Annotated in this window: 10 protein-coding genes; 7 read left to right on the forward strand and 3 right to left on the reverse strand. The window is 73.3% G+C overall.

Translation table 11 applies throughout. The features are described 5' to 3' along the window. The first annotated feature begins 43 nt into the window (after window positions 1-43). Window positions 44-1072 carry an aspartate-semialdehyde dehydrogenase gene (locus ACZ6MA_RS03710; protein ID WP_469430746.1) on the forward strand — a complete coding sequence of 343 codons (1029 nt, stop codon included), beginning with the start codon at window positions 44-46 and terminating at the stop codon, window positions 1070-1072. Between the two features lie 201 nt (window positions 1073-1273). Then, on the forward strand, window positions 1274-3841 hold the full coding sequence (gene pepN, locus ACZ6MA_RS03715; protein ID WP_469430747.1) for an aminopeptidase N: 2568 nt from the start codon (window positions 1274-1276) through the stop codon (window positions 3839-3841). A 130-nt stretch (window positions 3842-3971) separates the two neighbouring features. Here the strand turns inward: pepN and ACZ6MA_RS03720 are convergent, their stop codons facing one another. Continuing rightward, on the reverse strand, window positions 3972-5060 hold the full coding sequence (locus tag ACZ6MA_RS03720) for a mechanosensitive ion channel family protein (protein ID WP_469430749.1): 1089 nt from the start codon (window positions 5058-5060) through the stop codon (window positions 3972-3974). A 258-nt stretch (window positions 5061-5318) separates the two neighbouring features. Between ACZ6MA_RS03720 and ACZ6MA_RS03725 the strand changes: the two genes are divergently transcribed. Next, a complete protein-coding gene (locus ACZ6MA_RS03725; protein ID WP_469430751.1) occupies window positions 5319-5855 on the forward strand; it encodes an HNH endonuclease in 537 nt (178 codons plus the stop codon). An 83-nt stretch (window positions 5856-5938) separates the two neighbouring features. Here ACZ6MA_RS03725 and ACZ6MA_RS03730 read toward each other — a convergent pair whose 3' ends face one another. After that, window positions 5939-8923 (reverse strand): beta-N-acetylglucosaminidase domain-containing protein, encoded by a 2985-nt coding sequence (locus ACZ6MA_RS03730; protein WP_469431193.1) that lies wholly within the window; start codon window positions 8921-8923, stop codon window positions 5939-5941. 459 nt (window positions 8924-9382) lie between these two features. Here ACZ6MA_RS03730 and ACZ6MA_RS03735 point away from each other — a divergent pair, with 459 nt between their 5' ends. The 4 genes from ACZ6MA_RS03735 to ACZ6MA_RS03750 all read left to right on the forward strand — a co-directional run bounded on the left by ACZ6MA_RS03735 (window position 9383) and on the right by ACZ6MA_RS03750 (window position 13362). Beyond that, complete coding sequence (locus ACZ6MA_RS03735; protein ID WP_469430752.1) at window positions 9383-9670, forward strand: hypothetical protein; 288 nt, start codon at window positions 9383-9385, stop codon at window positions 9668-9670. After that, on the forward strand, window positions 9671-11842 hold the full coding sequence (gene malQ / locus ACZ6MA_RS03740; RefSeq protein ID WP_469430753.1) for a 4-alpha-glucanotransferase: 2172 nt from the start codon (window positions 9671-9673) through the stop codon (window positions 11840-11842). It abuts the gene before it with no gap. Between the two features lie 47 nt (window positions 11843-11889). Beyond that, window positions 11890-12162, forward strand: a complete 273-nt coding sequence (locus tag ACZ6MA_RS03745) for a hypothetical protein (RefSeq protein WP_469430754.1) — start codon at window positions 11890-11892, stop codon at window positions 12160-12162. A 225-nt stretch (window positions 12163-12387) separates the two neighbouring features. Beyond that, complete coding sequence (locus tag ACZ6MA_RS03750; protein ID WP_469430756.1) at window positions 12388-13362, forward strand: acyl-ACP desaturase; 975 nt, start codon at window positions 12388-12390, stop codon at window positions 13360-13362. Between the two features lie 82 nt (window positions 13363-13444). Here the strand turns inward: ACZ6MA_RS03750 and ACZ6MA_RS03755 are convergent, their stop codons facing one another. Beyond that, window positions 13445-13966, reverse strand: coding sequence for an FBP domain-containing protein (locus ACZ6MA_RS03755; RefSeq protein WP_469430758.1), 522 nt, complete (start codon window positions 13964-13966; stop codon window positions 13445-13447). Window positions 13967-14067: the final 101 nt, after the last annotated feature.

The following is a 14067-nucleotide window of genomic DNA, read 5'->3' on the forward strand; positions in this document are numbered from 1 at the left end:
CTTTCGCTGAGTCGTAACTGAACGTATGAGGTAGGGAGCGCCCGTGAGGATCGGAATCGTCGGAGCCACCGGTCAGGTCGGCGGAGTCATGCGCAAGATCCTCGACGAGCGGGGCTTCCCGGTCGACGAGCTGCGCCTGTTCGCCTCGGCCCGCTCCGCCGGGTCCACGCTGCCGTGGCGGGGCGCCGAGATCACGGTCGAGGACGCGTCGACGGCCGACTACTCCGGCCTGGACATCGTGCTCTTCTCGGCCGGCGGCGCCACCTCCCGCGCGCTCGCCGAGAAGGTCGCCGCGGCCGGCGCCGTGGTGATCGACAACTCCTCCGCCTGGCGGCTGGACCCCGAGGTGCCGCTGGTCGTCTCCGAGGTCAACCCGCACGCGATCGCGAACCGCCCCAAGGGCATCATCGCCAACCCCAACTGCACCACCATGGCCGCCATGCCGGTGCTGCGTCCGCTGCACGACGAGGCCGGGCTGACCGCCATGGTCGCCACCACCTACCAGGCCGTCTCCGGCTCGGGCGTGGCCGGCGTCGCCGAGCTGTACGGCCAGGCGAGCAAGGTCATCGGCGAGGCCGAGAAGCTGGCCCACGACGGCGAGGCCGTGGAGTTCCCCGAGCCCGGTGTCTACAAGCGCCCCATCGCCTTCAACGTGCTGCCGCTGGCCGGCTCGATCGTCGACGACGGCAGCTTCGAGACGGACGAGGAGCAGAAGCTCCGCAACGAGTCCCGCAAGATCCTGGACATCCCCGGGCTGAAGGTCTCCGGCACCTGTGTCCGGGTACCGGTCTTCTCCGGCCACTCCCTCCAGGTCAACGTCTCCTTCGCACGGCCGCTGAGCGTCGAGCGCGCCTACGAGCTGCTGAAGGACGCCCCCGGCGTGGAACTCTCCGAGATCCCCACGCCGCTCCAGGCCGCGGGCAAGGACGCCTCCTACGTGGGCCGCGTCCGCGTCGACGAGACCGTCGAGCACGGCCTCGCCCTCTTCGTCTCCAACGACAACCTCCGCAAGGGCGCGGCGCTCAACGCCGTGCAGATCGCGGAGCTGGTGGCGGCCGAGCTTCGGGGCTGACGCCTTCGGGTAACTGCGCACCTCCGCTGCGCGGCGGTGTCCTCAAACGCCGGACGGGCTTGATTCAAGCCTGTCCGGCGTTTGAGGACGCGCCCGCAGGGCGCCCGCAGCCGAACATTCCGCCTCGGGATTAACACGGGCGTTCCGCCCTGCCCTCGTGGAAGGATGGGCGGAAAGTCGCGATGTTAAGGAGATGCCCAGGTGCCTGGAACGAATCTGACCCGCGAAGAGGCGCGGCGGCGGGCGAGCCTGCTCACCGTCGACTCGTACGAGATCGACCTCGACCTCTCCGGTGCGCAGGAGGGCGGCACCTACCGGTCGAAGACCACCGTCCGCTTCGACGCGGCCGAGGCGGGCGCGGAGTCGTTCATCGACCTGGTGGCCCCCACCGTGCACGAGGTGGTGCTGAACGGCACCGCGCTCGACGCCGCCGAGGTGTTCTCCGACAGCCGGATCGCGCTGCCGGGCCTGCTCGCCGGGCGCAACGAGCTGACGGTCGTCGCGGACTGCGCGTACACCAACACCGGTGAGGGACTGCACCGGTTCGTCGACCCGGTCGACCAGCAGGCCTACCTCTACACGCAGTTCGAGGTGCCGGACGCGCGCCGGGTGTTCGCCTCCTTCGAGCAGCCGGACCTCAAGGCCACCTTCCAGTTCACGGTGAAGGCCCCCACGGGCTGGACGGTCATCTCGAACTCGCCGACCCCCGTGCCCGCCGACGACGTCTGGCGCTTCGAGCCGACCCCGCGGATCTCCGGCTACATCACCGCGCTGATCGTCGGCCCGTACCACAGCGTGCACAGCTCGTACGAGAAGGACGGGCGCAGCGTCCCGCTGGGCATCTACTGCCGCCCCTCGCTCGCCGAGTTCCTCGACGCGGACGCCATCTTCGACGTCACCCGGCAGGGCTTCGAGTGGTTCGAGGAGAAGTTCGACTACGCGTACCCCTTCGCCAAGTACGACCAGCTCTTCGTGCCGGAGTTCAACGCGGGCGCGATGGAGAACGCAGGCGCGGTCACCATTCGCGACCAGTACGTCTTCCGCTCGAAGGTGACGGACGCGGCGTACGAGGTGCGGGCGGAGACGATCCTCCACGAGCTGGCCCACATGTGGTTCGGCGACCTCGTCACCATGGAGTGGTGGAACGACCTGTGGCTGAACGAGTCGTTCGCCACCTACACCTCCATCGCCTGCCAGGCGGCGGCGCCGGGCTCGAAGTGGCCCCACTCGTGGACCACGTTCGCCAACTCCATGAAGACGTGGGCGTACCGGCAGGACCAGCTGCCGTCCACCCACCCGATCATGGCGGACATCCGCGACCTGGACGACGTCCTGGTCAACTTCGACGGCATCACCTACGCCAAGGGCGCCTCCGTGCTCAAGCAGCTGGTGGCGTACGTGGGCCAGGACGAGTTCTTCCGGGGCGTGCAGGCGTACTTCAAGGCGCACGCCTTCGGCAACACCCGGCTGTCGGACCTGCTGGGCGCGCTGGAGGAGACCTCCGGGCGTGACCTCAAGACCTGGTCGAAGGCGTGGCTGGAGACGGCCGGGATCAACATCCTGCGTCCGGAGATCACCACGGACGCCGACGGCGTCATCACCTCCTTCGCCGTCCGGCAGGAGGCCCCGGCGCTGCCCGCCGGCGCCAAGGGCGAGCCGACGCTGCGCCCGCACCGCATCGCCATCGGCCTCTACGAGCACGAGGACGGCAAGCTGGTCCGCAAGGACCGCATCGAGCTGGACGTCGACGGCGCGCTGACGCCCGTCGAGGCGCTCGTGGGCCGGGCCCGCCCGGCCGTCGTGCTGCTCAACGACGACGACCTGAGCTACGCGAAGGTGCGTCTCGACGCCGAGTCGCTGGCGACCGTCACCGCGCACCTGGGCGACTTCACCGAGTCCCTGCCGCGCGCCCTGTGCTGGGCCTCCGCGTGGGACATGACGCGTGACGGCGAGCTGGCCACCCGCGACTACCTCTCGCTGGTGCTCTCCGGCGTCACCAAGGAGTCGGACATCGGCGTGGTGCAGTCGCTGCAGCGCCAGGCGAAGCTCGCCCTGGACCTGTACGCGGCCCCCGACTGGCGCGAGAGCGGTCTGGCGCGGTGGACCGAGGCGACCCTCGAGCAGCTGCGCGCGGCCGAGGGCGGCAGCGACCACCAGCTGGCGTGGGCCCGCGCGTTCGCCGCCACGGCCCGCACCGGAGACCAGCTCGACCTGCTCCAGGGGCTGCTGGAGGGCACGGAGGTGATCGAGGGCCTCGCCGTCGACACCGAGCTGCGCTGGGCGCTGCTGGAGCGGCTCGCCGCCACCGGCCGTGCCGACGAGAAGGCGATCGCGGCGGAGCTGGAGCGCGACAAGACCTCGGCGGGCGAGCGGCACGCCGCGGCGGCCCGCGCCGCGCGCCCCACGGCCGAGGCGAAGGCCGGGGCGTGGGCGGCGGTCGTGGAGTCCGACCAGCTGCCCAACGCGGTGCAGGAGGCGGTCATCGGCGGTTTCGTCCAGACCGACCAGCGCGAGCTGCTCGCCCCCTACAGCGAGAAGTACTTCGCGGTCGTCAAGGACATCTGGGAGAGCCGCAGCCACGAGATCGCGCAGCAGATCGCGGTCGGCCTCTACCCGGCCCTGCTGGTGTCGCGGGACACGCTGGACGCGACGGACGCGTGGCTGGCCTCGGCCGGGCCGAACGCGGCCCTGCGCCGGCTGGTCACCGAGTCCCGCGCGGGTGTCGAGCGGGCGCTGAAGGCCCAGGCGGCGGACGCCGCGGCGGCCTGACGCCCGGCGGCGACGGAGACGGAGAACGGGGGCGCCCCGGGCCACTGCGGCCCGGGGCGCCCCCGGCGTTCGTCGGTGTTCTTCGGTGCCCGTCGGTGTTCGTCGGGTCTTCTTCGGTGCGGCGGTGCGGCTACTTGCCCAGCGGGGCGCCCGCGCCCGGTGTGAGCGGGGCCGGTATCGGGGTCGTGGCCAGGGACTGCGGGGACGTGGGGTTGGCGAGCACCGACGGGGCCGCCACGGTGGCGCTGGGGTCGGCGGCGGCCTCGTCGTCCGCCTCCCCGGGCGCGGAGCCGACGATGCGGATGCCCGCCTCGTCCAGGGCCCGCTTGACGCGCCAGCGCAGCTCCCGCTCGACGCCGAGCGCCTTGCCCGGCATGGTCTTGGCCGAGACGCGCACGACCATGGAGTTCAGATAGACGGCGTCCAGGCCGAGCACCTCGACGGGCTCCCAGAGACGCTCGTTCCACGGCTCGGTCTTCGCCATCTCCGCACCGGCCGCGAGGACGACCGAGCGGACCCGCTCCAGGTCCTCGGTGGCCCGGACCTGCACGTCCACCCCGGCGGTGGCCCAGCCCTGGCTGAGGTTGCCGATGCGCTTGACCTCGCCGTTGCGCACGTACCAGATCTCGCCGTTCCCGCCGCGCAGCTTGGTGACGCGCAGACCGACCTCGATGACGGTACCGGTGGCGACACCGGCGTCCACCTCGTCGCCGACGCCGTACTGGTCCTCCAGGATCATGAAGACGCCGGAGAGGAAGTCGGTGACGAGATTGCGGGCGCCGAAACCGATGGCCACACCCGCCACACCGGCGCTGGCCAGCAGCGGAGCCAGGTTGATCTTCAGCACGGACAGCACCGTCAGGGCCGCCGTTCCCATGATCAGGAACGAGGCGACGCTGCGCAGCACCGAGCCGATGGCCTCCGAGCGCTGCCGGCGGCGCTCGGCGTTGACCAGGAGGCTGCCGAGCGCGGTGCCGTCGACGGCCTCGGCACTGCGGTTCATGCGCGCTATCAGCTTGGTGATCGCCCGGCGGATCAGATGCCGCATGGCCACGGCGATCACGATGATCAGGATGATGCGCAGGCCATTGCTGAGCCAGATGGACCAGTTCTCCTCGACCCAGCCGGCGGCGTCGTTCGCCGTCCGCTGCGCCTCGTCCAGGGACGAGGGCGGCGGGGTGGTCGGTGAGTCGGCGCCCAGAGCAGCGGACCGGAACACAGCGGGAACCCTTCGTGTGGGACACGCCCGCGCCGAGAAGCGGAACGGGCGGACTCACCACACTAACGGGGCAGACAGGATGCTCCGTTGCCGTGTTCGAGATGGGACAGGTCTTGGGCGGGGGATGAACGCGGTGTGCGCGAAAACACCTGTGACCCGTTACCCGGTGATGGTGGCGCTCCGAGCGGGGGTCAGGGGACACTTGCAGGAGATCGTCCCGGCGCGAGCCACGCGCCGCCGGCGTACAAGGAGGCACCCGTGCCGCATGTCCTGGTCCTCAACGCGTCGTACGAGCCGCTCGGCGTCGTACCGCTCCGCCGCGCGCTCATACTCGTCCTCAATGAGAAGGCCGTCAGCCTCGAGGACTCCGGCGCCCATATGCACAGCGCGACCCGCTCCATCCCCGCACCCAGCGTCGTCCGGCTCAAGCGCTTCGTGCGGGTGCCCTTTCGGGGGCCCGTCCCGCTCACCCGCCGTGCCCTGTTCGCCCGAGACGGCGGCCGGTGCGCGTACTGCGGTGGCGTCGCAACCAGCGTCGATCACGTCGTTCCGCGCAGTCGCGGCGGCCAGCACGCCTGGGAGAACGTGGTGGCCGCGTGCCGCCGCTGCAATCACGTCAAGGCCGACCGGCACGTGGGTGAGCTGGGCTGGCGGCTGCGGCACCAACCGGCCCCGCCGTCGGGGCTGGCCTGGCGCATCATCGGCACCGGCCACCGGGATCCACGCTGGCTGCCGTACCTGGAAGCCTACGGCGCCCAAGACGCGATGGCCCGGATCGACGGCATTTCCGCCTGAGTCGACCGGGCCGTCGTCGTCCTGGCGTGCGTCGGCGTTCCCCGGGGGCCGCCCCGAGGGACGTAGGCGGCGCCGGCCCGGTCTCAGTGCTTGTCGGGTGCCTCCGACTTTCCCCGCGCCTCCTGTACGGCGTACGCCTCGACCTCCCACAGCGAGTACCCGAACCGGGTGGCCCGCTTCTCGCCCTGTACCCGCACGAAGCGGGCGCCCGGCGCGTCCATGCGGACGCTCTCGACCCCGCCCTTGCCGTCGGCGACCACCGCCGCGTCCCGCCAGGTGCGCCCGTCGGGCGAGACCTGCACCCGGTAGCGGGCGGGGTGGGCGTCCTGCCAGTGCAGGACCAGCCGGCCGAGCCGGACCGGGCGGGCCAGCTCCAGCTGCCACCAGGCGTCGTCGTCGGCCGGTGAGGACCAGCGGGTCCGCGGATCGCCGTCGACGGCCGCCGAGGCCGGGAACCGGCCCGTCTCCTGCCCGGAGGCGGCGGCCCGGGCGCCGCGCGCCAGGTCCGGGCCGCCGGTCGGCGGATAGGCCCGGACGGTCAGGGTCCGCTCCTGGTCGCCGAGGCGGACGGGCACGGTGAAGGTACGCGCGGCGGCCCCGGCGGGCACCGACAGCTCGATCCGGGCCGTGGTGACGCCGCCCCGCGGCGAGGTGATCTCCGCCGGTGCCCGGACGGTGACCCCGGGGGGTGCCGTGACGGTGAGCTTCTCGGTGACCGTCCCCGGCCGCCGGGTGATCATCCGTGCGTCGACGACCGCCGGGCGGCCGCCGATCTCGGCGTCGGCGCTCCGGTGGGTCAGCTCGAAGTCGGCGGAGGGGTCGTCGGCGAACCAGGGGGTGACCTCGTGGACGGCCGGCGCGGTGCTGCCCGGCGCCCAGACCAGGCGCACGGCGTCGGCCCGCAGGTTCTTGCCGGGCGCCTGCGTCCAGCCGTCGGCGGACACGGCGCCGAGCGGCTGCCAGCCGCGGTCGGGGTCGTGGGCCTCGACGGTGCCGCGCACCCCGGCGGCGGGGGCGGTGAGCACGGTGACGGCGGTCAGCGGGCGGGGGCGCGGCAGCCGCACGGTCAGACTCTCGCCCCCGGCTGGGGCGCTCGTCCTGGGGTCGCCGTCGGTGGCCGGGCCGGTGGTGCGCAGCGGCCGGTCGATGCCGGTCCAGCCGTTGGCCCGGGCCAGGGCCTGCTCCAGGAACGGGGACAGGACGCCCTTGCCGACGGTGACCCGGCTGTCCTCGATCCGCTCGCGCAGCCGCTGGACCTCCAGCTGGGCCCACCAGGCCGCCGTGCCGTCGCCGCGCGCGTGAGCGGTGAGCATGTCCACGGCCTTCTCGCCCGCCTCGCCGTGCCGGGCCAGTTGCTCGAGCCAGGGCCGTACCTCGGCGTCGAGGCCGCCGAGGGTGCCCGAGAGGCGCCGCGGGGCGTCGCGCATGGCGCGGAAGGCGGTGCGCAACCGGTCCGCGGCCTCCGTCAGCCGCCCGGTGTCCGTGGTGGCCAGGGCCGCCCAGAAGGCGTCCAGCAGGGGGCGCAGATAGGTGGACTCCTCGCCGCCCAGGACGGACGAGCGGTCGTTGCCCGCGAGGGCGGTGAGGGCCTCGCGGGTGGCGGGGTCGTGGCCGGCGAGGTCGTCGACGGCCGCGCGCCAGGACTCCTCGGGGCGGTACTGGCGCGGGTTCCAGGCGTAGTCGGCGGTGGTGAACAGCGGGATGCGGGAGGCGACGGGCTGCGCGGAGGCGTTGGCGAGCAGCGCGGCGGAGCCGACCGCGACGGCCGGTTCCCGGCCGGTGTAGGGGCCGAGGAAGATCCGGTCCTGTGCGTAGTCGTTGACCGGGTAGTTGTCCATGGTGACCAGCGGGTGGCCGAAGGCCGCCCGGGCGTCGGCCAGTTCACCGCCGGTGATGGTCTTGGGCACCACCCCGACGCCCGTCCAGGCCACCTCCACGCGCGGGTCGAGGGCCTCGGCGAGCGCGCGCCGGAAGGCCGTCCGCCCGTCCTGGTAGTACTCGGTGGGCAGCAGCGACAGGGGGGCCGCCTCGGGGCCCTTGGCCGCCAGGTGCCGGGCGAGGGCGCCCGCGACCTTGGCCTGGGCCGCGGCCGCCGCCTTGGGCCCCGAGCCGAAGGCGTCGGCATCCGCGTCGCAGTGCCACTCGCTGTAGCTCACGTCCTGGAACTGGAGCTGGAAGGCGCGTACCCCCAGCGCCCACATCGCGTCGACCTTGCGGCCCAGTGCCCGCAGGTCGGAGGCGGAGGAGAAGCACATCGCCTGCCCCGGCGAGAGCGCCCAGCCGAGCGTCACGTGGTTGCGGCGGGCCCGCTCGGCCAGCGCCCGGAACTCGGCGCGCTGGTCGGCGGGGTAGGCGTCGCGCCAGCGGGCCTGGCGGTAGGGGTCGTCACCGGGGGCGTAGAGATAGCGGTTCTGCTTGGTGCGGCCCATGAAGTCGATCTGGTCCAGGCGCTGCTGCCGGGACCAGGGCCGGCCGTAGAAGCCCTCGGTCAGTCCACGCACGGCCGTGCCCGGCCAGTCGCGCACCACGACGCCGGCGAAAGCCTTCTGGCCGTCGCGCTCCACCGCCAGCTGGCGCAGCGTCTGGGCCGCGTGGAACAGCCCGTCCGGGCCCATCCCGGCGAGAGCGACCGTCGGGCGCCCGTCCAGCTGCCCGGTGGCGAGGCGGTAGCCACCGGTCGGCAGGTCGTCGACGGCGGGGGCGCCGAGCGCCCGCAGGGCGTCCTCGGCCGGCTGCCCGCCCGCGTAGACGATCAGCCCGCGCGGCGGCGGGGTGCCGCCGGCGCCGGCGTCCACGACGGTGCGGGCGCCGAGACCGCGCAGCGTGTCGCGCAGCGCCTCCAGCGCGTAGGGGTCGGCGCCGGAGTCGGCCATGACGGTGACCTCGTCACCGATCCGCGCGGACGCGCCCCGGGCGTTCAGCGACTGGGGGCGCGGCCAGACGGCGGGCACGGCGTCCGCGCTCTCCCGGTCGGCGGGGCCCGCGGTGGTGGCGGCGCCGCCGGTGCCCGGGTCGGCGAGGGCGCCGGGCGCGCCGCCGAGCAGCCCGCCGAGGAGGGCCGCGGCCAGCACGGTGGCCCCGGCCTTGCGGGGGCGGGTGACGAGGGGCTCCCCCGGACGGCCGAGACGGCCGGTGCCGACGGCACGGGCGGCCACCCGAAGGGAACGCCCCTTTTGACGCTGCTCGTACCGCTCTGCCGGTCGCTCCGTCTGTCGCTCTCCGCCGTGGCTGTCGTACGAGGGTTCGTTACCCGGGAACCGCACGGCCTTCTCCTCGCCCCAAGGTGCACGCTGCGTGGGCAGTGAGCCCATCACCAGGCGCGATGCGTGTCAACGCACGTGACCGAAGTGCCTGTATTGCCCGGCGAGTCGACGAGGGAACGCAAATCGAAGCCTCCGAAAGCACCCCTGAACCGACACGGGGGAACGTAATGTGACCCGGGACACGTTCCTTGGTCCGGTACGTCTGCGCCCGCCCCCAGTGGGTAGGGCAGGTGTGACCTACTGCCGTCCTCCCGGGAGGCCCCCGTGGCCGCGTCCGCCCAGCTCCTGCTGTCCGCCCTGTCCAAACCGGCCCCGTCCCCGTGTGCGTGCGCGCACGCCGACGGCTACCTCCCGGAGTTCGACGGCCCCGCCCAGGCCGGCTCCGGTTCCGGCGCCCCCGCCGAGCCCCCGCTGACCAGCGAGCCCCCGCTCGCCGACGCGACGCCGCTGACCAGCGAGCCCCCGCTCGCCACCGAACTGCCGCTCACCAGCGAACCCACGGCCGGCACGGTCCATGGACCGGCCTTCGGCGCGGAGCCCTCGGAGGTCTGAATGGGCCGAGCGCGGCTCGCCGAACTGCACGGTGTCGCCACCTCCTACGAGCCCGCGCCCGGCCAGGGGTTCCAGGTGCCCGAGGACACCGTCGTCGCGGTCCTCGCCGCCCTGGGCGTCGACGCGTCCACCCCCCGGGCCGTCCGCGACGCCCTGGACGCGCACGCCGCCACCGAGCGCCGCCGGCTGCTGCCCCGGGCGGTGGTCCTGCGGGCGGCGGCGGACGGGACGCCGCGCGCCCACGGGCGGCCGCTGCCCCCGCTGCCACGGGAAACGGCCCTGCGGGTCGACACCGAGGACGGGCGGCAGCTCGCCTGGGACGGCGCGGAGCTGTTCGGCGGGACGGGCCCCGCGCGGGCCCTGCCGCTCGGCAGTCACCTCCTGCGCGCCCAGGCCCCCGACGGCCGGACCGCGTGTGTGCCCCTGATCGTCGCCCCCGAGCGGCTGCCCACCCCGCCCGAGCGCGCACACGGCTTCCTCGTGCAGCTCTACTCGCTGCTGTCCGCCCGCTCCTGGGGCATGGGCGACCTCGGTGACCTCGCCGAACTCGCCGCCTGGTCGGGCCGGGCCTTCGGCTCGGACTTCGTGCAGGTCAACCCGTTGCACGCGGCCGTGCCCGGTGCGCCCACCGACCCGTCGCCGTACCGCCCCTCCTCCCGCCGCTTCCCCGACCCGGTCTATCTGCGGGTCGAGGACGTCGCCGAGTTCGCCTACCTCGGCGGTGCGGCCCGCGAGCGCGCCGAGGTGCTCCTCGGCCGGGCCGCCGCGCTGCGCGAGGGCGTGCTGCGCCGCGACGCCCTGATCGACCGGGACGCGGTCTGGGCGGCCAAGCGCCAGGCGCTGGAGCTGGTGCGGGCGGTGCCGCTGAGCCCCGGCCGCCGCGCCGCGTACTGCGACTTCCTCGCCGAGCAGGGCCAGGCCCTCGACGACCACTCCACCTGGTGCGCGCTCGCCGAGGTGCACGGCCCCGACTGGCGGAGCTGGCCCGGCGCCCTGAAGGACCCCCGCTCGGCCCGTACCGCCCGCACCCGCGGCGAGCTGCTGGACCGCGTCGACTTCCACTGCTGGCTCGCCTGGCTCACCGACCAGCAGCTGGCCGCCGCCCAGCGGGCCGCCCGCGAGGCGGGCATGCGCGTCGGCCTCGTCCACGACCTGGCCGTCGGGGTGCATCCCTCGGGCGCGGACGCCTGGGCGCAGCAGCACGCCTTCGCCGCCGGCATGTCCATCGGCGCTCCCCCCGACGCGTTCAGCCCGCACGGCCAGGACTGGGGCCTGCCGCCCTGGCGGCCCGACGCCCTCGCGGCCACCGGCTACGCCCCGTACCGCGATCTGCTGCGCGCGCTGATGCGGCACGCGGGCGCGCTGCGCATCGACCATGTGATGGGCCTGTTCCGGCTGTGGTGGGTGCCGGAGGGGGCGGAGCCGACGCGGGGGACGTATGTGCGCTACGACGCGGAGGCGATGCTCGGCGTCCTCGCGCTGGAAGCGGACCGCGCGGGCGCGACGGTCGTAGGGGAGGACCTGGGCACGGTCGAGCCGGGCGTGCGGGAGGCGCTGGCCGAGCGGGGGGTGCTGGGGACGTCGGTGCTGTGGTTCGAGCGGGACTACGACGGCACGGGCGGCCGGGCCGAGCCGCTGGAGCCCGCGCGCTGGCGCACCGACTGCCTGGCCACGGCCACCACCCATGATCTGCCGAGCACGGCCGCCCGGCTCACCGGCGACCATGTGGAGCTGCGGCACCGGCTCGGCCTGCTGAGCCGTCCGCTGGGGGTGGAGCAGCGGGAGGACGCGACGGCGGTCGCGGAGTGGATGGCCCTCTTCGGCCGGCTGGGGCTGCTCCCGGAGGGCCCGGGTGACGAGGCGGCGGCGGTCAAGGCCGTCCACCGCTTCCTGCTGCGCACCCCCGCCCGGATGATCGGCGTCTGGCTGCCGGACACGGTCGGCGACCGGCGTCCGCAGAACCTGCCGGGCACCTGGGACCAGTACCCGAACTGGCGGCTGCCCGTCGCGGACGCGGCCGGCCGGCCGGTCTCCCTGGAGGACCTGGCGGCCTCGCCCCGGCTGCACGCCCTGATGGAGGAGCTGCGGACCGTGCCGGTGGACGGCACCTGGGGAAAGACGTGGGGGGAGTGGCCCGCGACGGGCCCGAAGGGCCCGGCCGGTCCCCCATAGGCGACCCCGGGCGCGCGGGGCTCACGCGGGTCCGATACGTTGAGCCCGTGAGCAACAAGGTCAACAAGAACGCCATGCGCGCCGGCGCCATCTCCGCCGGCACTGTGCTGATGCTGCTGATGTCGTCCCCCGCGTTCGCGCTCACCCGCGACGACGGCGACGACCCCGGTCCGGGCATGAGCGTGATCAACACGCTCGGCCTCTACGTCGCCGCGCCGATCGTCGCCTTCCTGGTCATCACGGGTCTCACGATGGTCGCGGCCAGGCACTCGGACAACCCCCGTACGCACGACACCCACCACCCGCGTACGTCGCGCTGACGGCTGTCCCCACCCCACTTCCACACCTTTACGCCCGGTGCCCCCGGTCCTCACGGACCGGGGGCACCGGGCTTTTGCGTGCCCGGACCGGCACACCCACAGTGACCACTTCCGCACCTACCGTCCCACCGGACGGGCGGCCCTTGCCGTTTACCGCCCCCTTAACCTACGGTGTCGTAACCTACGGATCCGTAAGTAAGATCGTCCCCCCATCTGGAGTCGTCTGTGACCATCGCCCCCCTCCGCCACCACTCCCGGGCCGTATGGAGCGACAGCCGCCTGCTGTACGCACTCGAAGAGGTCGTCGAAGCCGAGCTGAACCGGCACCTCAAGGTCGCCAAGGAATGGATGCCGCACGAGTACGTGCCGTGGAGCGACGGGCGGAACTTCGACGGGGTCATGGGCGGCGAGGCCTGGGCGCCCGAGCAGTCGAAGGTGACGGACATCGGGCGTACCGCCCTCATCGTCAATCTGCTGACCGAGGACAACCTCCCCAGCTACCACCACGAGATCGCGTCGCTCTTCGGCCGCGACGGCGCCTGGGGCACCTGGGTGCACCGCTGGACCGCCGAGGAGGGCCGGCACGGCATCGTGATGCGGGACTACCTGCTCACCTCGCGCGCCGTGGACCCGGTCGCGCTGGAGCGGTTCCGGATGCAGCACATGTCGGAGGGCTTCGAGTCCGACAACCGGCACAGCATGCTGCACTCCGTCGCCTACGTCGCGTTCCAGGAGCTGGCCACCCGCATCTCGCACCGCAACACCGGCCACCACTCCGGTGACCCGGTCTGCGACCGCATGCTCTCCCGGATCGCCACGGACGAGAACCTGCACATGGTCTTCTACCGCAATCTGCTGGGCAAGGCCTTCGAGCTGGCGCCCGACCAGACGATGAGCGCCGTGCGGGACGTCGTGGTCGACTTCCGGATGCCGGGCCACGGCATCCCCGGCTTCGAGCGGGCCGCCGCGCAGATGGCCATCGGCGGGATCTACAACCTGCGCATCCACCACGACGACGTGCTGCAGCCGGTGCTGCGCTTCCTGAAGGTCCTGGAGATCACCGGGCTGGGTCCGGACGGTCTGCGTGCCCAGGAGGAGCTGGGGCTGTACATGGGCGGCCTCGACGACCAGGCGACGAAGTTCGACGAGCGCCGCGAGGCCCTGCTCGCCCGCCGCCGGGCCCGGGCCGAGCAGGCCTGAGCCGCATCCTCGCGACACAGCGGAAGCCGGGGCCGTCCATGGACGGTCCCGGCTTCCGCTGTGTGCGGGCGCCGCGCGCGGCTCAGCCCCGCGCCACCGCGTCCTCGACCCGGAAGACCTTGTCCAGGAACTCGTCCAGGTTCACCAGCGTGCGCGTGACGCGGTCTTCCACGTCGAGCGTCTCCTTGTAGCGCATCGCGAGCAGCGGCTTCTTCTTTCCCCGCACGTACAGCGGGCAGGCCAGGTCCGCGCACATGTAGGCGCCGACCGTATTGCCGTCGCGGCCGGCGGCACCGACCTTGCGGGCGGCGAGCAGCGAGACCCCCGAGGCGACGTGCCCGGTCAGACAGAGCGAACACATCGTCGTCTTCATCATGCTCCGCGGGCCGCCCTGCGGGACGCGCAGCGTGATGCCCACCAGCTCCCCGGCCCGCTCGGCGACGATATAGCCGCGGTCGGGGGCACCCGGGTCACGCCAGCCCAGGAAGTCGAGGTCGGCCCAGGGGAGTTCGGCCAGTCCCCGGGGCAGGCTGATCCTGCGTGCCTCTCCCTTGGAGCAGTTCACGAAGGAGGCGCGTATGTCGTTCTCGCCGAGTGGTTCCATGGTGAGTGAAGCTAACACCGGCGCCGACGGGACGTCGCATGAATTTCGGGCGGCGCCCTACGGCCCCATTGACGCCGCGCCGACCGCGCCTTAACGTCCCC

This window comes from Streptomyces sp. NPDC042259, assembly GCF_055582085.1.